15 protein-coding genes are annotated in these 21,501 nt (G+C 49.1%); 12 read left to right on the forward strand and 3 right to left on the reverse strand.

The annotated features are described in order from the left end of the window. Positions 1 to 11: 11 nt before the first annotated feature. From ABEW32_RS08350 to ABEW32_RS08400, 11 genes are all read left to right on the forward strand, one after another. Entirely contained in the window at positions 12 to 1,535 is a 1,524-nt protein-coding gene (locus ABEW32_RS08350) for an Ig domain-containing protein (protein ID WP_430186480.1), read from the forward strand. A gap of 151 nt (positions 1,536 to 1,686) precedes the next feature. Then, positions 1,687 to 2,895 carry an NAD(P)/FAD-dependent oxidoreductase gene (locus tag ABEW32_RS08355; RefSeq protein ID WP_430186482.1) on the forward strand — a complete coding sequence of 403 codons (1,209 nt, stop codon included), beginning with the start codon at positions 1,687 to 1,689 and terminating at the stop codon, positions 2,893 to 2,895. Further along, positions 2,892 to 3,893 carry a proline racemase family protein gene (locus tag ABEW32_RS08360; RefSeq protein WP_430186484.1) on the forward strand — a complete coding sequence of 334 codons (1,002 nt, stop codon included), beginning with the start codon at positions 2,892 to 2,894 and terminating at the stop codon, positions 3,891 to 3,893. The genes ABEW32_RS08355 and ABEW32_RS08360 overlap by 4 nt, the downstream gene beginning before the upstream one ends. A gap of 54 nt (positions 3,894 to 3,947) precedes the next feature. Beyond that, positions 3,948 to 4,835, forward strand: a complete 888-nt coding sequence (locus ABEW32_RS08365; RefSeq protein WP_430186486.1) for a dihydrodipicolinate synthase family protein — start codon at positions 3,948 to 3,950, stop codon at positions 4,833 to 4,835. Between the two features lie 15 nt (positions 4,836 to 4,850). Beyond that, positions 4,851 to 6,287 carry an aldehyde dehydrogenase family protein gene (locus ABEW32_RS08370; protein WP_430186487.1) on the forward strand — a complete coding sequence of 479 codons (1,437 nt, stop codon included), beginning with the start codon at positions 4,851 to 4,853 and terminating at the stop codon, positions 6,285 to 6,287. Continuing rightward, complete coding sequence (locus ABEW32_RS08375; protein WP_430186489.1) at positions 6,268 to 6,672, forward strand: (2Fe-2S)-binding protein; 405 nt, start codon at positions 6,268 to 6,270, stop codon at positions 6,670 to 6,672. The genes ABEW32_RS08370 and ABEW32_RS08375 overlap by 20 nt, the downstream gene beginning before the upstream one ends. Further along, positions 6,669 to 7,004 (forward strand): (2Fe-2S)-binding protein, encoded by a 336-nt coding sequence (locus tag ABEW32_RS08380; protein WP_430186491.1) that lies wholly within the window; start codon positions 6,669 to 6,671, stop codon positions 7,002 to 7,004. The genes ABEW32_RS08375 and ABEW32_RS08380 overlap by 4 nt, the downstream gene beginning before the upstream one ends. Beyond that, positions 7,001 to 8,227: an NAD(P)/FAD-dependent oxidoreductase gene (locus tag ABEW32_RS08385; protein ID WP_430186493.1), complete on the forward strand. Its 1,227-nt coding sequence runs from the start codon at positions 7,001 to 7,003 to the stop codon at positions 8,225 to 8,227. Before ABEW32_RS08380 ends, ABEW32_RS08385 begins: the two co-directional genes overlap by 4 nt. Positions 8,228 to 8,288: 61 nt before the next feature. Then, on the forward strand, positions 8,289 to 10,613 hold the full coding sequence (locus ABEW32_RS08390; RefSeq protein ID WP_430186495.1) for a glycoside hydrolase family 127 protein: 2,325 nt from the start codon (positions 8,289 to 8,291) through the stop codon (positions 10,611 to 10,613). A gap of 342 nt (positions 10,614 to 10,955) precedes the next feature. After that, positions 10,956 to 11,897, forward strand: coding sequence for a copper amine oxidase N-terminal domain-containing protein (locus tag ABEW32_RS08395; protein WP_430186497.1), 942 nt, complete (start codon positions 10,956 to 10,958; stop codon positions 11,895 to 11,897). A 4-nt stretch (positions 11,898 to 11,901) separates the two neighbouring features. Beyond that, entirely contained in the window at positions 11,902 to 15,165 is a 3,264-nt protein-coding gene (locus tag ABEW32_RS08400; protein WP_430186499.1) for a DUF5704 domain-containing protein, read from the forward strand. A 157-nt stretch (positions 15,166 to 15,322) separates the two neighbouring features. Here the strand turns inward: ABEW32_RS08400 and ABEW32_RS08405 are convergent, their stop codons facing one another. After that, positions 15,323 to 16,525, reverse strand: a complete 1,203-nt coding sequence (locus ABEW32_RS08405) for a DUF4179 domain-containing protein (protein ID WP_430186501.1) — start codon at positions 16,523 to 16,525, stop codon at positions 15,323 to 15,325. Then, positions 16,497 to 17,081: an RNA polymerase sigma factor gene (locus ABEW32_RS08410; protein ID WP_430186503.1), complete on the reverse strand. Its 585-nt coding sequence runs from the start codon at positions 17,079 to 17,081 to the stop codon at positions 16,497 to 16,499. The genes ABEW32_RS08405 and ABEW32_RS08410 overlap by 29 nt, the downstream gene beginning before the upstream one ends. 365 nt (positions 17,082 to 17,446) lie before the next feature. Here ABEW32_RS08410 and ABEW32_RS08415 point away from each other — a divergent pair, with 365 nt between their 5' ends. Next, positions 17,447 to 19,993 carry a rhamnogalacturonan lyase gene (locus tag ABEW32_RS08415; protein WP_430186505.1) on the forward strand — a complete coding sequence of 849 codons (2,547 nt, stop codon included), beginning with the start codon at positions 17,447 to 17,449 and terminating at the stop codon, positions 19,991 to 19,993. Positions 19,994 to 20,250: 257 nt separating this feature from the next. On the opposite strand, the gene ABEW32_RS08420 is transcribed toward ABEW32_RS08415, so the two are convergent. After that, positions 20,251 to 21,291, reverse strand: a complete 1,041-nt coding sequence (locus tag ABEW32_RS08420) for a substrate-binding domain-containing protein (RefSeq protein ID WP_430186507.1) — start codon at positions 21,289 to 21,291, stop codon at positions 20,251 to 20,253. Positions 21,292 to 21,501 lie beyond the last annotated feature (210 nt).

A 21,501-nucleotide genomic window follows, 5' to 3' on the forward strand; every position in this document is an offset into this window, starting at 1 on the left:
GGAGGGATCAAATGAACACGCGTAAAAGGAAAACCAAAGTATGGCTGATCACACTGGCAACTTCTCTCATTGTGGCTTTGACACCAGCTCTTCCGGCTCAACAGGCTTATGCCGAGGCAGAATCGGATGTAAAAGTCATCGACATCTTTAGCCGGACGGTGAACGACTATGGTATAGATCTGGTCGATTGGCAAGGGTATCTGGCGAACCCATATGTGAAGCTAAAAGTGAAGCCGCCTGCCAATGCCGCTTTTCCGTTAACCGTTACGTTAAAAGCGCAAGGCACGTCCCGACTGATGATGGATTTGCCAAGTACGCTGTCGGCGCAAGGAGCAAGCAAAACGCTGACCTTTGCCAATGCGCAGGAGGAAAAGGATTTCCGGCTGGCTATTCATCCTGACCGGATTGGAGGAAACGGTGAAATAGAGACCTATACATTGTCTATGTCCGTTGCCGAAAATAATGGTCACACAACCACTCAGTCTATTCCGATTCGTGTGCTGGATCAGGACGACAATGAAGAACCCACAATCCCCCTCCATTTTGACTACAGATTCGATACGATCAAGCCTTATTTCAATGACGCGGCTACCAAAAAAGCCGCAGAGCTGGCAGTGAAGGACTGGTTCTATTTCTTTGATCTGAAGCCGTTCGATGAGGTTCCTGCCAATGCGGAAGTAAACCATCTGCCAGGAGATGACTGGCAAAATGAAATACAAGTGACGAATGATAAACCCTACAAAGGCATGTGGGTATTTATGAGAGGGCTAAACGGGCCGTATTCTACGGGCTTTCCGGCAGCCAACGGCAATTACCATACACGTAACGGTGTGACCGTTCCGGGGAACTTAAACCGTTCCTATAGTCTGATCCTGGATTTCTATGATGATGCCATTCCATTTACATCGGTGGACGATGAAGAATGGTATCAATCCGATCTATCCAAGGTGACAGATGTGCATGGGCTGATCATGCACGAATTCGGTCATGCAATTGTATTCAGCGACACGTTCCCAGGCGTCAAGGCGCTGAAGGAAGCGGCTGGCAATGACCCGGATATTATGGCCTATCAGCACAGACCGGCTGCATTGGACGACAGCTATCATCTCTCAGGAGAGCTTGCAGAGGTAGATAGATTGAGCGGACAAAATGGAGGCTGGCGCCATCTATTCCCAACCCGGCGCTGGATGAACACGAAGCTTTCGCTGCTTGTAGCAGAAAAGGCAGGCTGGCCGCTGCGCAAGGACCTGACTCCTTTCCTCTCGCCAGAAATCATGACAAAGCAACTGCCAGCACCCGTCAAAGGAAAGACATACACGGCCAAACTGGAAGCCAAGGGAGGCGTACCATTTTACGATTGGACGGTGACCGGCGGTCAACTGCCCGCAGGCTTTACACTAGACCGCTTTACAGGAACGATTAGCGGAAAAGCAGACAGCGGAGCAGCCAATAAGACGTATACATTCACCGTGCAGCTGCGGGATTATGACGAGCTAAGCAAGCCTGTCACGCAAAGCTTTATGCTCAAGCTGTAATGAATGTCCCCAAGAGGCGGCTGTCCCGAATGTCCTGACTGAACTTGGATGGGGCTGAATGACCATAAACTAACTCGCCAAATAGAGCTTTGGGGCAAGCCGCCGGATTGTTTTCCATTCATATGGAGACGGTTGAAGGGAGGGGAAACGAATGAAACACGATGCGGCAGATCTGGTCATTGTAGGCGGTGGAATCATCGGTACAGCTATCGCTTATTATGCAGCTAAATCTGGTATGAAGGTCGTGCTGGCTGAGCGAGGTGAAATTGCTGGAGGTACTTCTTCCCGATGTGATGGAAATATATTGGCAATCGATAAAGAGCCTGGCTTTGACAGTCGGATGTCACTGTTATCACAGAAGCTGGTGGCAGAACTGGCTATGGAGCTGGAAGATGAATTTGAGTATCGTGCGCCCGGAAGTATTCTGGTCTGTGAAAATGACCAGGAGATGCAGGCCGCAGAGCTATGGGTTACCCGCCAGCAGCAGGAAGGGCTTCCGTTTCGCATGCTGGACCAGCAGGATTTACGAGAGGAATGGCCGTATCTAGCCAAAGATTTGCCGGGCGGACTGGAGTGTAAGACGGATTCTACTGTAAATCCGGTACAGATGACGTATGCACTGGCCAGGGCCGCGCGTCGGATGGGAGCCAGATTATTACCGCGCATGCCGATACAGTCGATTCTCAAGGACGAAAGGGGAAACGCCTGCGGAGTGGAGACGCCAAACGGCGTGATCCATGCTGATGCAGTAGTGTTGGCCGCAGGTGTATGGACACGCAGCATCGGTCATTCGCTAGGTTTGGATCTTCCGATTATACCGCGCAAAGGACATATACTGGTGTCTGCCCGAATGCCTTCGATCGGAAACCGCAAGGTGATGGAGTTCGGTTATCTGATGAGCAAGTTCGGAGGTCAGCGGAGTGTAGATGAGGTTTATGAAAAATACGGTGTAGCGCTGGTATTCGAGCCCACCGCATCCCAGAACATTTTGATTGGCAGCAGCCGTCAGTTTGTCGGTATGGATACAGGAGTTGACCAACAGGTGATTCGCTTAATCGCCCGCAGAGCCATTCGCTTCTTTCCTGCCTTGGCCAATGTGTCGCTGATGAGGGCGTATACGGGTTTGCGTCCATGGACCCCTGATCATTTGCCGATCATATCCGCAGTGGATGAAGTGCCGGGGCTATTTATCGCTTCAGGCCATGAAGGAGATGGTATTAGCCTGGCGGCGGTTACGGGTAAGCTGGTGACCGAAATGGTACGCGGCGAACCCACTTGTATTCCGATAGAGCCGCTGCGTTATGACCGATTCGGAGAGGCTTTTACCAGCCACGATATTCACGGGGAGGTAACTGGATGAGTGCAGCGGACAGAATTACTACGATTGATACCCATACGGGAGGCAATCCGACGCGGACAGTCATCCACGGCGCGCCTAAACTGGTAGGGCATACCATGCTGGAAAAGATGACTTATATGGCAGCGCATCATGATGATTTTCGCCGCCTGCTGATGTTTGAGCCGCGTGGTCATGAGGTGATGTCAGGCTGCATTTTAACAGAGCCTTGTCATCCAGCTGCAGATATAGGTGTGGTCTTTATAGAAACAGGCGGCTATTTGCCGATGTGTGGTCACGATACGATTGGCGTCTGCACGGCACTGGTGGAAGGCGGATTGATTGCTGCGGATAAAAAATCTATATTGCTGGACACTCCGGCAGGCCCGGTTCAAGTCCGGCTGGATGTAGATGAGGGCAAGGTGAGACAAGTAACGTTCACCAATATCCCTTCCTTTGTGTACCGCCGTGAGGTGGAGGTTCAGGTAGAGGGCACCGGTCCAGTTACTCTTGATATTGCCTATGGAGGCAACTTTTACGGCATTATAGAGGCGGCCTCCATCGGTCTTGTCCTGGATCAGAGCAATGGGGCAAAAATTGTACGAACAGCGGTGCAGATTCGGGAGGCAGTGAATGCTGCTGTTGAGGTAGCACATCCTGAAAATCCGGTTATTCAAGGATTGACGCATATTGAATTTTACGGAGAACCTGTGGCTTCACAGGCCGATTGTCGCAATGTTGTCGTCATTCCGCCAGGCGGTATCGATCGCTCCCCTTGTGGCACAGGGACCTCGGCCAAGGTAGCGGTGCTGCACGCCAAGGGAAAGCTGGGCTTGCACGAGGTGTTTGTACATGAAAGCATCACAGGCTCCATGTTTCGAGCTGAAATTGTGGGCGAGACGCGGGTAGGTTCTTATCCGGCCGTGATTCCACAAATTACAGGCTCGGCATGGGTAACGGGACATCATCAATTTGTGCTGGACCCTGACGACCCGCTGAGAGAAGGATTTTTGCTGATGTGAGCATTTTGCATCATTTAAATAAGAAAATAAAAATAGGAAAGGGTAGGTGAGCATATGGCACGTTTTGAAGGTGTATATGTGGCCTTGGTTACACCGTTCACGGCAGAGCTGGAGGTTGACCATAAGCGTCTGACCGAGCTGTGTGAGCATCTGATTGCAAGCGGTATTAACGGACTGGTACCTACGGGATCGCTGGGAGAGTATGCTGCTTTGTCTCCAGAGGAACGATCGCAGGTGGTGCATACAGTCATTGACGCTGTGGCGGGACGTGTTCCTGTTGTAGTCGGCTCGGCCGCTCCATCCACTAAACAGGCGGTACATTGGGTGCAGCATGCCAAGGATGCCGGAGCAGCGGGTGTCATGGCGTTGCCGCCCATTAATTATAATCCGCTGCCCCATGAGGTAACGGCCCATTATGAAGCATTGTCGAAGGTGGGGCTGCCGATCATTGCGTATAACAACCCCCATGATTACAAGGTTGACCTGACCCCGGATATTCTTGCGGACTTGTCACACATTGAGAGTATTGTAGCAGTCAAGGAGTTTTCCGGTGATGTACGGCGTATTCGCGCTATTTTGGACCAGACAGAGCTGGAGGTCATGGTCGGAGTAGATAATCTGGCGATGGAGGGAGGATTGTGCGGCGCGACAGGCTGGATTTCGGGGGTACCTAATGCATTACCAAAAGAAGGAGTAGAGTTATTCCGGCTTGCGCAGGCGGGGAATGTGGCGGAAGCGTCCGCGTTGTATCGCAGACTATTGCCGCTGTTCCACTATGATGCCAGTCCGCAATTGGTGCAGTCCATCAAATATATGATGGAGCTGGCTGGATTCCCGGTCGGTCCGACACGTCCGCCCAGACTTGCATTGCCGCAGGCGGATTATGACCGGATTCGTGAAGCTTTTGAGGTGGCAGTTCGTCCGAGCGGGGTTTCATCTTGAATGGGGGTGAAGACGATGGAGAGCCGAAACTGGATTGGCGGTGAGTGGCTAAGTCCCACTGGTGAAGTCATGGTGGTTCGTAATCCTTCGGCCTTGAAGGAGGAGGTGGGAGTTGTCCACTTTTCCAGTAAGGAGGATATTACACAGGCCGGGGAAGCAGCACGACTGGCACAGGCGGGATGGGCAGCATTAAGCCCGGCAGCACGGGGAGCTTATTTGTTCAAAGCAGCCGGATTACTGGAGATAGCCGCACCTGAATTGGCTGAGCTGGCCAGCCGGGAAATGGGCAAGCCGATTACCGAGATGCGCGGAGAGGTGATGCGAGGTGTCCACCTGCTCCGATACTATGCGGCAGAGGGTGTACGTTCCATCGGTATAGTCATTCCTTCGAATGAGCCGGGAGTGCTCCAATACACAAAGCGCATCCCGCTGGGGGTAACGGCTGTCATAACCCCGTGGAATTTCCCAGTAGCGATTCCGCTGTGGAAAATCGCCCCAGCACTCTTGTGCGGCAATACGGTCATCTGGAAGCCAGCTGAACATGCTTCATTAACCGCAGTACGGATCGCTGAGCTATTCGAGGCGGTGCAGCTTCCTCCTGGCGTACTGAATCTCGTCATTGGGCAGGGGAGTCGTATAGGCGATGCCCTACTGGAGCATCCAGCATTGGAGGCGGTCAGCTTCACGGGTTCTACCGCTACAGGTTTGGGCATTGCTGAACGGTGCGCACGTCGGAACATCAAATACCAGACCGAGATGGGCGGTAAAAATGCCGCTGTGGTGCTGAAGGACGCGGATGTGTCGCAGGCGGTGGCGATGATTGCCAGCGGTGCCTTTCGATCAGCCGGACAAAAATGCACGGCCACCAGCCGGGTGATTGTGGAAAAGTCTGTCTATGAGGCATTCATGGAAGACTTACGCCAAGCGGTGGAAAAAATCCAAGTCGCCCCAGCGCTCGACCCCGGTGCGTATCTCGGACCTGTGGCATCGAAAGGCCAGTACGAGAAGGTCATGTCCTATGTAGCGCTGGCCCGCCGGGAAGCCGACATTTTAGCGGAGGGTGGAGCCGCTGTCGGGACAGATCATGGTTATTATATCCGTCCGCTGCTGGTGGCTGGGCTGGATTCGTCCCATCCCTTAATTCAAGAGGAGATTTTTGGCCCAGTCATCGGTGTCATGCAGGCGGACGACTTCGAGGATGCGATTCGGCTGTGCAATGACTCTATTTATGGGCTAAGCGCTTCTTTGTTTACCCGCGATTTGCGGCTTGCTCATCGGTTTCTGGATGAAGCAGATGCAGGAATGGTACGGGTCAATCAGGAGACAGCTGGTGTTGAATATCAGGCTCCGTTCGGTGGTCTAAAGCAGTCAAGCTCACATACCCGGGAACAGGGCCAGGCGGCGCTGGATTTTTATTCAGCGATTAAAACCTGTGCAATTAGCTATGCGTAAACGGACGGCGAGGCGGATTGATACGGATGGGACGGAAGTGCAGGGGGAAAAGACCCAGTATGCAGAAAACCAGTATGCTGAATCTCCGGGTGTGCAATCAAAAACGTTTGGCGCGTCAGGCCATGTGCTTGTGTGTCGATGTGAAGAAGTGAGTATTGCACAGATGGAGCAGGCTTGCCGCATGGGTGTGGATACTGTTCGCCAGCTTAAAATGGCTACGCGGGTGACCATGGGGGCATGCCAGGGCAGGGTATGTCGACAATTAGTGGAATCATGGTTTTACAATCAGGTTCCTGCTGCCCGCCGGGAGGCGGAGTTGTTATCACAGAGGCCCCCGGTGCGTCCCGTAACGTTCGGTCAGCTGGCAGAAGGAAGTTCCCTATGAGCCGTGCGCGTATTGTGAATCATCCGATTTTGGGACCCAAGCCAGAGCGGCGGCAGGTATCTTTCATGTTTGACGGTCGTCCCATGCAGGGATTGGCTGGAGAGCCATTGGCGGCAGCGCTGCTCGCCAGCGGTATCCGTTTGCTGAGAAGGCATGAGGAATCCGGTACGGCCAGGGGCGTATACTGCGCCATTGGGCACTGTAACGAATGCCGTCTCACGGTTCATCCGTTCGGTACGGTTCGTTCCTGCCTGACCAAGCTGGAAGAAGGTATGGTGGTAGAAACCGGACGGCAGCTTTCGAATGAAATCACAGGGAGAATTGTAACATGAATAAAATGGCACATCTCATCGTCATTGGCGCAGGTCCGGCTGGACTGTCCGCGGCAGCATCGGCTGCTGAACAAGGATTGCCAGTCACGGTATTGGATGAGTTTACTGAGCCGGGTGGACGTATGCCCGGGCAATATCATGAGGAAGGCAGTCAAGGCTGGTGGATCGGAAAACACGTTTCGGATGAGCTGATTATCCGTTGCGAGAAGCTTGGGGTAGACATTCGCTGTGGCGTTTCCGTACATGGCATGGAATATACGACAACGTGGGAAATTTCCACTTCCTGTGGATTGTTCACGGCTGAGTACGTATTGCTGGCAACTGGAGCGGCTGAGATTCCCGTTCCGCTGGACGGCTGGACGCTGCCAGGGGTAATGTCCATCGGGGCAGCGCAGGTGCTGACTAATGTTCATTACGTCAAGCCGGGAGAGCGCGGCATTATTGTAGGCATGAACGTATTGTCGATGGCGATTGCCCGCGAGCTGTCCGTCGCCGGGGTAAAGGTGGCGGCGATTACACTGCCGTGCGCGGGTCCGCTGGCTGGTGCAGCGGCAGATCCGACAGCCTCCGCGAAGCTGCTGCTTCAGCTGTCGGGGTTGGCGCCTGCCGCCTGGATGCGCGCCGGCGGCAAGCTGGCAGCGACGATGCGGATGGAGAAGCTCATCGCGCGCTGCTATCCCCACAGAGGCTTCCGGCTGTGGGATATCCCGATCCGTTTGCGGACAGCAGTGCAGTCCGTCAACGGGCAGGACCGGGTCGAATCCGTGACCCTGGTCCACGTTAAGCCGGACGGCTCGCCGATTGCTGGCAGCGAGCGCGTCGAACCCGCCGACTTCGTGGCGCTGAGCGGCGGCTTGTATCCGCTTGCCGAACTGGCGGCGGTAGCCGGGTGCAAATTCGTGTACAGCCCTGAGCTGGGCGGGCATGTTCCACTGCATGGTGAGCGAATGGAAACCTCGCTCAAAGGGCTGTACGTTGCCGGCAATATTACCGGCATCGAAAGCGGGCTGGTCGCCATGGCTCAAGGGCGATTAGCAGCCGCTTCTATGATTCAGGCTACTGGACTTGGCGGAGCAGATGGGGAACAACGGGTGCAGGAGGCAATCCGTGAGGTTCGTTTTACACGGAAACATGCGCTGATTCAATTTCATCCCGGCATTACAGAAGCGAGAACACAGCTGTATCAGCAGTGGGAGCATATCTCTTCTGGCAGCGGTGCGTAACGGCACGTTAGGTTGGCTAAGCTTTTTTTACACCAAATTTGCCTTAAAGGAGGAATGGAAGATGACTCTTAAAGCAAAGGCCCATATGAAAGCGAGGCCGTTCGCACTAAACGAGGTAGTATTGACTGAAGGTCCCTTCAAGCAGGCGATGGAGCTGAACCGATCTTATCTGTTGGAGCTTCAGCCTGATCGTCTGCTGGCTCGGTTTCGGGAATATGCCGGGCTTGCGCCCAAAGCGCCTCAATATGAAGGCTGGGAAGCGATGACTATTTCCGGTCATACGCTGGGACATTATTTGTCCGCTTGCTCTATGATGTTTGCTTCAACGGGCGATGAGCGTTTTAAGGAGATCGCACATTACATTACGGATGAACTGGAGGTTTGCCAGTCGGCGCATGGGGACGGATATGTATCTGGTATTCCTGGGGGGAAGGAACTGTTTGAAGAGGTATCTGCCGGAAATATTCGTTCGAAGGGATTTGACCTGAATGGTGCTTGGGCCCCCTTGTATACATTACACAAGTTATTCGCTGGCCTGCGTGATGCGTATCATTTGACAGGCTGTGACAAGGCATTAGGTGTAGAGCGCAAACTGGCGGACTGGCTCGAAAGAATTTTGAAGCCAATGAGCGATGAGCAACTGCAGCAGATGATGTTTTGCGAATATGGAGGCATGAATGAGGTATTGGCGGATTTGTATGCGGATACCGGGGAAGAGCGTTACTTGCGGCTGGCTGAGTGCTTCTGGCACAAGCTGGTGCTGGACCCGCTTAGCTCACAGGAGGATTGCTTACAGGGCATTCATGCCAATACACAGATTCCGAAGCTAATCGGGCTTGCCAAGGAATATGAGCTCACGAATGACACGAAGCGTCGGAAGACGGTAGAATTTTTTTGGGAGCGGGTGGTGGATCATCATTCGTATGTCATTGGCGGCAATAGCTTTGGAGAATATTTTGGAGCGCCGGATGGCTTGAATGATCGCATCGGACCGCATACGACGGAGACATGCAACACCTATAACATGCTCAAGCTGACTAATCACCTGTTTCAGTGGAATGTTTCTGCCAAGGAAGCGGACTTTTATGAGCGAGGTTTATTCAATCATATTTTGGCTTCTCAGGACCCGGTTCACGGGGGTGTTACGTATTTTCTGTCACTGGCCATGGGCGGGCACAAGCATTTTGAAAGTAAATTTGATGATTTTACATGCTGTGTGGGCACAGGGATGGAAAACCATGCGAGCTACGGCAGTGGTATATATTTTCACGATCATGATAAGTTGTATGTCAATCAGTTCATTGCTTCCACGCTGGAATGGAAGGATACAGGTGTTACGCTAAAACAAACTACGTCCTATCCAGACACCGATCATACCACGCTGGAAATTCAATGCGATCAACCTGCTTCATTTATGCTGCTCATCCGCTATCCTTATTGGTCTGAAAAAGGGATCACTATCTGTGTAAAAGGCAAGAAACAGCCGGTTGAATCAGAACCGGGCAGCTTTGTCTCTATCGCTAGAACTTGGCTTGACGGAGATGTTGTTGAGGTGACAATTCCGATGTCGCTCAGACTGGAGCAAATGCCGGATAACCCGGATCGGGCGGCTGTCATGTATGGACCGCTGGTGCTGGCAGGAGATCTGGGTCCCTTAGAAGATCCCAAAGCCAAAGAGTTCCTGTACACCCCAGTATTCATTCCTCCAGTAGAAGAACTGAATCATTGGATACAGCCTGTGGAGAGCAAAACGAATACCTTCCGTACCTTGAATACAGGGCATCCCCGAGATGTGGAACTGTCTCCGCTGTATAAAATGCATGACCGTACGTATTCTGTGTATTGGGACATTTTTACGAAGGAAGCATGGCAGGAAGCGGAAAAGGAATACACAGCAGCACGCGAAAAGCTGGCGATTCTGGAGCAGTGCACGATTGATTTTGCCCAACCTGGAGAAATGCAGCCGGAACGGGATCATAACTTTCAGGGAGATGCTTCGACTCGCACCGGATATGTGAATAACCGACCTTACCGGAACGCAGGAATCGACGGCTGGTTCTCGTTCGATTTGAAGACAGACCCGGTTGCTCCAATGCTGCTGGTTATCACCTACACGGCTACGCTGGAAATGCCAAACTGTGATTTTGATATTTTGCTTAACGGTCATCTGCTTGAGCATTTTAGTGAAGGCTTTGATGAGGCTGACAAGTTTTACAACGTGAATGCCGCTATTCCGGCTGCATATCTGGAGGGTAAGGATATAGCCACAGTGACCTTCAAAGCCAAGCCTGGACAGCGTATCCGCAGATTGTTTGGGCTGAGGATGGTCAACAAGGACGTGTATGAGCAGCTATATCAAGCTGGGAGTTCAGATGTACATGGATGAGCCTTTGAGCTGTTTTATGAGAGAAAAGTAACGTTTGATTTTTAATCCGTAATGATTTATGATGTAAGAAATATTGGATGATGCTGGAACAATTTATAGGATATGAACTGATATTCATAGTTTTTGCGCGTGAAGCACACGGGCTGTTTCTTCCTTCAGAGGGAAGAGGCAGCCCTTTTTTGTTGCTATATTAGTCACTTTTCTTATAGATTTTGTAATTGGGAAACCCTATAATATATAAGTTGTATCCAGTATTTTCCGAAAGTGGGGACGCGATGAGTTTATGAGATTAGAGTTGATATACATAGTTTATAAGTTTAAGCAGACAAAGGGGATCGAGAGATGAGTATGAGAAAATGGATATTGAGCTTGACCGCAGTCACATTACTATGGGGCAGTACAACGATTCCAACGACAGAGGCGGCGAGCAGTTCCAAAGCGATTGAAGTCTTATTAAATGCGAAAAAAATACAGTTCCCAGATGCCAAACCTTTTCAGGATGATAATGATTATGTCATGGTTCCAATCCGGTTTGTATCCGAGGCATTGGGAGCTAAGGTGGGCTGGGAGAAAACAGGTGGCCAATTAGCCGTGTCGATTAAAAATGATGCACATGCCGTTAACATGACAGTGGGACAAAACACCGCTACCGTGGATGGGCAGACCAAAACGTATGAAACGAAGATTATTTTGAAGCAAAATCGTACTTTTGTGCCGCTGCGGTTAGTGAGTGAGGGTTTGGGACAGACGGTGGAGTGGGACAAGGTCAGCCGCTGGGTCTGGATCGGGAAGAAGGAAATCGCCGCGCTAGAGGATACGGGACATCAGGCGGTGAGTATTGAGCCGTATAAAAAGGCGTTTACGTCTAACTCATATCTTTTAAAAGATGCACAAGGAAAGGCATATGACAAAGTGATGATTTTCAAAGTTTCTGACCTGCCTCTAAAGCTAGTACGTGAAATTTACAGTATTGAACCTTATACCAATGCAAAAGGTACGCCTTACCTGAGAGTTAGAGCTAAAACTAAATCTACCGCAGGGAATCTTTTCTATATCACAAAGAACAATGACACGCGCTATCGTTATCCTGTTGAAGGACTGACTACGGACAACGGTGATGGTACAAGAATGTTATATTACCCTATATATTCATCGGGAGATGAGCTTTTTAACGGTGTTAAGAACTATAAATCATTTAAGTTGCGAGATATTGAATATATAGGATTTCGCTTGGCAGCAGATGACTTTATTCCATTGATGGTCAATCCGTGGAAAGGTAATTAGGCTGATGAAGAAAGCCAACCGTCTTATGGTTGTATTGCTGGCGGGGGTTCTGTTGCTATTACATCTCCCGCCTTTTTATTTTCCCATTGACAAGGTAGCGGCAGATACGGAAGTTACGCCTCTTTCCTATTTTGCTGATAAGAATGATCGCTACTTTGTTGGTATGATGTACTTTGACATGTGGAAAAATAGCAATAATGTTTGGGTTACCGACCGTAAACAACCCAACAGAGATATGGATGGGGAGGCCACTTTCACCTACAAGTTTCAATTTCCAGGAAGGAAGATTAAAAACATCGAGGCTCGGCTGTATAGAGCATCAGATCCATCCAGATACTTTAGTGATTCGCGACAAGATAGCTACGCAGAATACAGTGATTCTATAAGTCTCGGAACAACCGATGGAAATATACGTCCCTTTCAAACGAAAGGTATCGGCACGGATGCTACAATTATTCCGATAACTGTAAGCATTAAATTGAATGCTTTAAGACCAAAAAATATCAAGGATGAATCCTGTCCTACTTGTGCTAAGGAAGTAGAAGCATACCGCATCTACCAGCCCATCCTATTCAAAATCGAACTAGAGAGCGCACTCATCGTCAAGCATTTTACAACTGATGGAAAATCACTTAACAACGTATTTACACCAGTCGAAAACGAACTAAAACCTGACCAATCATATGATTTTACCCCGCCAGCCAACCCAAAATATGAGTATGTGGGTTACAAGAAAAGCACGACAGGTAAACCGCCGAGTGGAGATATTTTGCCGGGAATTGTACCTGGGTTTACCTATGACGGTTCTTTTGAGCAGTTTACCGCTTATTTGTATTACAAAGAAGCTCAGGGCTGTCCGAAGCCTGGAGAAAGCCAAGAAGGAGCACCCTCAGATTGCCAAGATCATGAACAGCCAACGAATGGTGTTGTCTGCTCCCGTCCAGTCCCTGGTTTACGTTTGGAAACTGCCGAACTTGACCCATCTGTATCTGCCGTGATCAAAGCGGACCAGCGCGGTCGGGAACGATTTGACGTATCCAAAGGTATTCCTACCTCTGAAAGTCTGTATGGTCATGTGCAAGCCAAGAGATACCTTTTTCAACATAAGTTTGTGAACATGACGGGTCAGTGTACATATACAGTAAACGTAAAACGGGAGTACCGCTTGAGTTGGCGGCCTAAGAAAAAATCTCGGCGGAATGAGACGGTGAAGCGAACGTATACTTACCAAATTGTCCGTCCGTACTCCTATTGGAAAATAGACAACTTGGAGGTATATGGCATCAAGGAGGCTACGTTGCGAAACTATGCGTTACCCAATGAAGCGGTCACCTTGCGTCCGCAATCCTATACGCCCCCGTCCTATATTGCAGCGACCCAGGGCAACTTTTATCCGCCTCCTGCTCCAGGTACAGTAGATGGCGGCAGCCGTAGCAAAAACGGCGGCAGCAGCAAGCCGAGTGTACCCGATGACCGCAGTGAGCTGAAATCCAAGGCAGAGGAGGCAGTTAAGGAAATCGAAGTGGAGAATGATACTCTGACCTTTGAAAACAAAATCATTATGAATCCAGAGCGCGTCAAGGTTAACGGTCCTAAGCCAGGTGTGATTCCCTTTTCTGGAATGATTGGGCCGGATGTGTTGTACAGCCCAGATCATGTGATTGATAAGCATAAGAGTAATAAATCGAATACGCTTAGCAGCGGTGACATCATTTACGCTATTCTCAAAGGAAATATTAATGGAGGTGCGGATAAAAAGTTCCCGATACAGGGAATTAATACGGTGACTGTCCACACTCCCGTAGTGAATCTGTCTAAAGTGTCGGATGATGCTGCTCATAACCAGAAAACCCGACCTGCAAAGGGGCGATCCGCACTTATATTGGAGCGTCCTTTCCGGGTGACGATTTCGACAGCAGGTCCGCATTTGAATATTCCCGGCTATGGTGATCGGGAGTATGCCAAATATGTACGAACCAAGCAGGTGCGTTTTCCGTTCGATGTGTACGACAAAGGGAAGACACATTTTTATCCGCGAGGTACCTGGATCGACATTCCGGTGCTGCAATTGGACACAGACTTTTATTTACCCGTATGGGTCGATGAGGGGAATTATACAGTTGAGTTCCGCACCATTGCCGAAAATGCACCGGATGGATTTACCGAACAGCGCCATGCCAACACGGATATCGCCCATCATGTTGCCAATGATGTGGTGAATATTGAAGTCATCGGACGGATGTATGATTTTCATATCACGGATATTGCTGATTACCATTGGGAGCGAGTATTTCGGCAGCAAAAAGGAAGCCCTGTACATAGCGGCCTGTCCTATTGGACAGGGCTTGGCAATATTGACGGGGAGCCCAGAGGGAACACGGAGCCTTTCACATTGCCTGTTCGCCCAGGTAATCACCCACATGAAGGTTACGCAAATGTGGCGGTCAAGACAGGCTACCATTTCAAGTTTGACCTCAAAACCAAAGGCAATATGTTCGGCGCCCAGGATGGAATTCGTATTATTCCTTCATTTTATTGGGTGAGCAAAGATGGACGACAGCGCGAAGAGGTGGATCTGTATACACATGCCAGCAACCGAAAATTGATCCGTATAGGCTCGGCGGAGGACCGAGAGAAGCGATATGTTGTTTTGAATGAACGATTACGCAATGTGCCCATGGAGGAAATGCAGGATACAGCAGCCTATCAATATCAACATGAACTGAGTGAAGTACAGCGAAACCAGTTAACGCTGGAACGTTATGTTGCGCTGTATGCTCAGCGTATTACACGTAGCAAGACCTGGATTGGACGCTACGACTGGCTGGTGCTGCCTGCGTCTGTCCGTACCTTGATCGGTCCAAAGACAAACCTGCCGGATGGGGTTGATACTGATCGCGCAAATGCGGCGATTCAGCGCTGGTATGGCGAGTATAGCCTGCCTGCCGATGTGTACGCCGTCACCAAAGGGACGGATTTACGTTCTGAGAGCCATAAACGGGAGCTAAACGAGCATACAGACCTTTTCAAGAAGACAGGCTTTATCGTAGTTCGCTTTAATTTGGAATCGCTCCGTCAGGGGAATGCCGAGCATCCACATTTGCAATACATCCATGGCCCGCTACTGAACCAATGGCAACTGGAGGGGTACCGCAGAGAGATCAAGGACTCGTACGGACACGCCTTTCATTTACAGGACGGAGATGTCGTGTTTTATCATGCGGACCAGTCCAGTCGAGACGATTTCCGTTCATTTGTCCCTCACTAATTAGGAGATACAAATTAAAGATAACCTAAACTTATCTTCTGCTTGTATAACCAGTAAAAAACAGTTGAGTAAGCAGGGGAAGGGATGGGTTAATGTAAAGCGAGCCAAACAAGCAAGCCTGGATTCTCATCCAGGCTTGCTCACTCTTGCATTGATGTTATTGGGCTGGCACGGGAATTTTCATTTCCAGCTCTTTGATATACGTTTTGTCGCCTTTCTTCACTTCGTTGCCAACCTTGTCATTCACTTGTCCCACAATGCTCCAGTCGGCAGGCTTGACGGTCAAAGTGAACGGCTTAATCGTCACGTATTTCGTGCCCGGTTTAAGAGCATCGTACAGCTCATCCACATGATATTTTGTCTTAGGCTTGCTGTGGAAATAACCGAATTTGCGCTGCTTAAGAATGTTGCCTTGGTCATCCACAATATCGTAATACATCATCGTTGGCGCATACTCTCCCGTCTGCTCCTCGGAAGCAGGCACTTCACCTGTACTGTCCAGCACTAGGCGAGTCGTTGTTGAGGTGGATTTCAGTTCCTTCACGGTATAGCTGAAGCTGCCGCTGGTCTTTGTCTCATTCGGCTGGACAGCAATCATGGTGTTGTCGATTTTCACCGGAACTTTGAATTCATAGGGCACATCAACACCTGTCATCGAGGTTTTAACCGTCAACTCAAACTCGTCCGGCAGAGAGCCTAGCTGCATGAATTCCCCAACGACAGAATTTTTTTTGTGCGGATCATCACCGTATACAAATTGTTGGGAGTCAACTTTTTTTCCGTTAATCTGTACTTCAGGATGTTTAAAGTAGCCCTTAAGCTGATCCTTCTCGGGCACTTGATGCGCTTTTAACCATTCATCATTACCACTACTTTCAGCATCCATAGGTACATAAGGACTCATAGAGCCTTCCGGCATATTCTTACCTTGACGCTCAATGGAAAAGGACAAGCGCGTACCATCATACAGAACATCGCTTAATGTCAGCGTAATGCCGTCATGCGTCACACTGTCATTAGGATGACTGAGAATGCCCTTATCTACAGCAGTCTGAATTTCATCTGAGCTCAATCCATAAAAGATACTGCCAATTCCCGGAATCTGCTTCAATGTGGCCGCCATCGTGGGTGATACAAACCCCGCGCCTACCACTCCTGTCCCTAATATGCCAACTACGGATGCCGCCAGAACAGCCCGTTTTGCAAATTTTGATTTCGCCGTCTTTCTTTGCATGGCTCTTTTTTCAATCTGCTTCATAATTTGATCACTCATACTGCTTCTGGGCATGACGGATTTATGGATCCAATCCTCCAACTGATCCATTTCGCGCTCATAAGGTGGTGTTGGATGTTTGTCCATTAACAAGTCCTCCTTTGCTTCTGTGGTCCAGCAGCTTGCGCCGAAGCCGCTCGTATTTTTTGCGAATGGTTGCTGACTTCAAGCCCATGATGCTGCTAATCTCTTCAAAGCTGTATTGCTCAACAGCCTTCAGTAGCAGAATATGACGTTCTTCCGGTGTAAGATAAGTCAGCAGTTCTTCAATCACACTTTTATGAGGTGATACCTGAGCGATGGACTCTTGTTCCTTGGCCTGCTGAACCAGTTTGAGCCAGCGGCTGTGTTTCCTTTTGATGTTCATTAAGTGATGATAGGCCATCTTGTATAGCCATGCCGAGAAGCTGGTCTGTAAGCTGTATTGATGAAGATGTTCATAAGCTCTGATGAAAATGTCCTGAACCGCGTCCTCTGTGGCCTCATGATTCTTCAAAATATAAAAGCAGTAGGTGTACATCTGCCGCTCGAATTGCCGAATAATGATTTCATAAGCCTGCTGTTCACCAGCCTTGACGCGCTCTACGGCCAGCTCAATCTGGCTGTATTTATCCTTTGTGTCCCCGGGGATGGTTGCCTGCAAGAGCTCACCTCCTTGTATTTATGTCTATATAACAAACGCAACGGGTCGTTTTGTGACATCATTTTTGTGGGACCTTGATAGGTATGTATGTTTGATCACAGCTCGTCCATTTTATCATTTTATAATATTCGGATATGCCCACTTCGACTAACATGGTCGGTTCACAAAATGGGCCGTTAGAAGCAGCTAATGAGGACATTTAATTGAAACGGATAACAACACGGATTTGTGTAGAGAAATGCACGGATATTTAAACGCGTTTGGGGGAACGGCAAAACTATAATAATAAGGAATTTAAATTATGTAAGCGCAACCATTTTGGGTATTTGCTTGTCATCACAATACAATTGAGGAGGACGAATTGGATGGCTCAAAGGAAAGGCGCATGGCGAAAGGGAACCTTAACCGCTGCGTTGGCAACGATGCTGGCGATGACGGGCACGACTGGAGGAGTGGCTGCGGAAGACTTGTCCGAACCTACGCTGCAGGCAGAATCATCAATCGCAGTAGAACAGAACCGTAGCGGCAGCATTCAGCTGGAAAAGCTGGATCGCGGACTGGTAGCTGCTGCAACGCAAGAGGGTGTATTTTTAAGCTGGCGGTTTTTGGCTCAAGAAGTGAACGGGTACGGTTCAACTGGGCTGACAGGAGCGGACTTTAACGTATACCGTGATGGCAAGAAGATCGCGACGGTGACGGATAGCACCAACTATCTGGATAAGGATGGAAACAGAAATGCGGTGTACAGGGTCGCTTCAGTCGTTAAAGGGAAAGAAAAGGATCGCAGTGCTAAAGTGAAGCCATGGCAGCAGGGTTATTATGAGCTTCCTCTGCAAAAGCCTGCGGATGGCGTAACACCCGCAGGTGAATCCTATACTTATTCGGCCAACGATATGAGTGTGGGGGATGTGGACGGAGACGGGCAATATGAGTTTTTTGTAAAATGGGACCCATCCAACTCCAAAGATGTATCTCAGAAGGGTTATACCGGAAATACGTATGTTGATGCGTATACGTTCGAGGGCAAGCTGTTATATCGGATTGACCTCGGTGTGAATATTCGCTCAGGTGCGCATTATACACAAATGATGGTGTATGACTTTGACGGCGATGGCAAAGCCGAGCTGATGTTCAAGACGGCTCCGGGGACAAAAACGATTACTTTTGACAAGAAGGGCAAGCCTAAAAAAGAAAAATATATTACCCTGCCCCGTGAGGATCGCAAAGCTGGAATTACACATAAGGACGATTATCGTTTGAGTCGTACGGATTATTATGAGCATGTAGTGAATATGTTCATGAACTGGACGAAGCATGAAGAAGTGGTGAAGGGGCAGTGGCCTGCTACGCTGGAGGAATGCTTTGGTATTGCTCCAAAGTATAGCTATCCGTTATCCCGCAAGGATGCGGAAAGCCTAACCGATTACTTTATGGATGTGTATGCTCCTGCGCGGAGTGACAAAAACAAGCTGAGAGAATATGAAGGCTTCATTGTGGATGGACCAGAGTATTTGACTATTTTCAAAGGAAAAACGGGTACTGAGCTGGAGACGATTCGCTATGAGCCAGAACGCCACGACGATGGACTTATGTGGGGAGACTACGCAATGGCCCGAATTGAACCCGCTAACCGTGTGGATCGTTTTCTGGCGGGAGTAGCATATCTGGACGGACGTAAACCATACGCCGTATTTGCACGCGGCTATTATACGCGCTCCACCTTGGCCACTTACACTTGGGATGGTCGTCATCTCCAAAAACATTGGATGGTGGATAGTGGTTGGGCACCGATGACCAATCCGTTTAATGATAGCCCGCACGGACGGGATGGAACGGACCCGAAATTCGGCACCTTGACTACACAAGGAGCGCATTCGCTGAGTGTCGCTGACGTGGATGGAGACGGCAAAGACGAAATTGTATATGGCTCCGCCACGATCGACCATGACGGCAGCCTGCTGTACAGTTCATTTGATGTTATGCCTCCTGAAAGCGCAATTCCGGGCCAAACCGCCAGATTGGGACATGGTGACGCGCTGCATGTGACCGACATTGACCCTGATCGGCCGGGAAAAGAAATCTTTATGGTGCATGAAGGCGGCACCTATGCCCCTTATGGTTATTCGCTGCGGGATGCCAAAACGGGCAAAGTCATCTACGGTGGATATTCCGGTAAGGATACAGGCCGGGGGATGGTCGGTGACATAGACCCGAATCAGCGAGGACTGGAGACTTGGGCCATAGGCTTGTGGACCGCTGCGGGTAAGCAACTGGATACAAAGATGCCGGGTACCAATATGAGTATCAAATGGGCGGCTGATATGACCACACAAATCGTGAACGGGGCGATCGACGTAACCCCAACCATTGAAGATTGGAAACGAGGCACGTTACTCACCGCATCAGGCACCAAAACGAACAATTATACCAAAGGAACGCCATCGTTGGTCGCTGACATTTTCGGAGATTGGCGTGAGGAAATGCTTGTCCGTACAGCGGATAGCTCGGGGATCCGTATCTATTTGAGCACCGAGCCTACAACGCATAAATTGTACACGTTGATGCATGACCCGCAGTATCGTACAGATGTGGCGCGTCAAAATACCGGCTATAACCAGCCGTCCTACACAAGCTTTTACTTTGCATCCGATATGAATTGGGCGAACGTGCCCATTCCCAAGCTCTACACACCAAGAGCTTTGATGGAGGAAGAGAGCAGTGACGAAATGGATGAGATAGAGGCAGCGAAGGTAGATGAAAAAGAAGCAGATGAAATAAAAGTTGACGAAAAGAACATTGATGAAATGAAAGTCGATGAAACAAAAGTCGATGAAACCGAAAAAGGAGCGAAGGAAATAGAGGGAGAGTCAGCAGCTCCAGTAGTTCCTGTAGTTCCAGCAGAGGATCTATAAACCATTAGCCGGAGACTAAAACTGTAGCACCCCATCCATTAGTTAATAGACTTAGTAAAATGGCAAGCCTCTTAATCATCAGAGGCTTGCCATTTTGTATGCTTAAAGTTTAAGAGTATAGACGATTCTATCCATGGTCGGTGTTTCTGGTTTTAGAACATCTCTAAAATAGCGAATTTGCTGAAAGAAGCGGAGTGAATGGAACGATTGCGAAAAAGCGTCAGCGGCCGCCAGAGCACCTCTTTTACACTCACCATTTATGACAATACCGGAGTCGATTCTCTAAATATCGGCTCTGTTCTGATATGCGTAATCTGATAAGGCCTGGAAGGATCTTTGACCCGCGCCAATAGCATCTCAGCCGCCATAATCCCCATTTCGTTGTTGTAGATATGCACGGTGGATAAATGAGGCTCTACAATCCGGGATTCAGGAGCGTTATCAAACCCAAACACAGCAATATCTTCAGGAATTTTCAAGTTTTTATTTTTGAGCGCTTTCATGACACTGACGGCGATAAAATCATTGGCGCATACGAACGCAGATGGAAGCACGCTCATGCCCTCCAATTGTTTATCCATCCAATCTGATTCGGAGAAAAAATTTCGGTCCTGATCAACGATGCAGCAAGATAAATCCACACTTTGGCCTGCTTCGATTAAAGCACGGTTATATCCAACCCACCGCTCGTTGAAGCTTTTGCAATGTTTATAATCCCCAACAAAACCGATTCGCGTAAATCCACGATCAATCAGGCTTTTGGTAACAGAATAAACGCTATGTTCGTTTTCCATCAACAATAAATCCGCTTTCAAATCAGGACAAAAAATGTCCACCGAGCAATCAATAAAGATTGTAGGCAGTCCCAAACTCGTAACGAGCTCACTATACTGTGGATCGAACATTTCAATACAAATGATTCCGTCAACCTTAGAGGCTTCAAAATTATTAGGCAGTGTTCCCGCTTGGGTTTCGTTTTCCCGCACAATATGAATCGACAAATTATACCCTTCTGCGCTTATTCTTTTTTCCAGCCCACTGATTAGAAAGGAGCCAAAATGCGAGCTGTTCGGCAGATTGCATGTGAACAGAGCAATGTTACCTTGGTTCTTAGGGATGATGCTGTCTGTTTCCACATAGGCAAATTGCTTATATTTGAGCTCGATCGCTTTTTTAATGACCTTGTTCCGAGTATCAATCGGGATGCTCTCACTACCGTTAATCGCTTTGGATGCAGTGTTTCGGGAGATTCCCAAAGCGTCAGCAATGTCTTGAATGGTGACTTTTTCTTTCTTCATAGACAGGTTCCACCTTCACTTAATAAATGGATTGCCTGAGAGGTACAGTTGCCTCTGCCAGCTTTCCGTTCAAACCTAAAATGTATCCTAAATGTATAATAGTTCGCATAAAATAGCAATGTTGAGATTACAAATGACCAAATTATTTTTACTTTTGTAAAGTTCATTTGATAGCCTGCATTTATCTTTATTGGATCGAAAAATGAACTG

This window comes from Paenibacillus jamilae, assembly GCF_050482105.1.
GTDB classification, from domain to species: Bacteria; Bacillota; Bacilli; order Paenibacillales; family Paenibacillaceae; genus Paenibacillus; species Paenibacillus jamilae_B.

What these genes read in the sequence shown, in the direction of transcription:
- ABEW32_RS08360 (WP_430186484.1), top strand. Translation starts at nt 2,892, where the DNA reads ATGAGTGCAGCGGACAGAATTACTACGATTGATACCCATACGGGAGGC.
- ABEW32_RS08350 (WP_430186480.1), top strand. Translation starts at nt 12, where the DNA reads ATGAACACGCGTAAAAGGAAAACCAAAGTATGGCTGATCACACTGGCA.
- ABEW32_RS08365 (WP_430186486.1), top strand. Translation starts at nt 3,948, where the DNA reads ATGGCACGTTTTGAAGGTGTATATGTGGCCTTGGTTACACCGTTCACG.
- ABEW32_RS08400 (WP_430186499.1), top strand. Translation starts at nt 11,902, where the DNA reads ATGAAGAAAGCCAACCGTCTTATGGTTGTATTGCTGGCGGGGGTTCTG.
- ABEW32_RS08415 (WP_430186505.1), top strand. Translation starts at nt 17,447, where the DNA reads ATGGCTCAAAGGAAAGGCGCATGGCGAAAGGGAACCTTAACCGCTGCG.
- ABEW32_RS08405 (WP_430186501.1), bottom strand. Translation starts at nt 16,525, where the DNA reads ATGGACAAACATCCAACACCACCTTATGAGCGCGAAATGGATCAGTTG.
- ABEW32_RS08380 (WP_430186491.1), top strand. Translation starts at nt 6,669, where the DNA reads ATGAGCCGTGCGCGTATTGTGAATCATCCGATTTTGGGACCCAAGCCA.
- ABEW32_RS08390 (WP_430186495.1), top strand. Translation starts at nt 8,289, where the DNA reads ATGACTCTTAAAGCAAAGGCCCATATGAAAGCGAGGCCGTTCGCACTA.
- ABEW32_RS08385 (WP_430186493.1), top strand. Translation starts at nt 7,001, where the DNA reads ATGAATAAAATGGCACATCTCATCGTCATTGGCGCAGGTCCGGCTGGA.
- ABEW32_RS08395 (WP_430186497.1), top strand. Translation starts at nt 10,956, where the DNA reads ATGAGTATGAGAAAATGGATATTGAGCTTGACCGCAGTCACATTACTA.
- ABEW32_RS08355 (WP_430186482.1), top strand. Translation starts at nt 1,687, where the DNA reads ATGAAACACGATGCGGCAGATCTGGTCATTGTAGGCGGTGGAATCATC.
- ABEW32_RS08370 (WP_430186487.1), top strand. Translation starts at nt 4,851, where the DNA reads ATGGAGAGCCGAAACTGGATTGGCGGTGAGTGGCTAAGTCCCACTGGT.
- ABEW32_RS08420 (WP_430186507.1), bottom strand. Translation starts at nt 21,291, where the DNA reads ATGAAGAAAGAAAAAGTCACCATTCAAGACATTGCTGACGCTTTGGGA.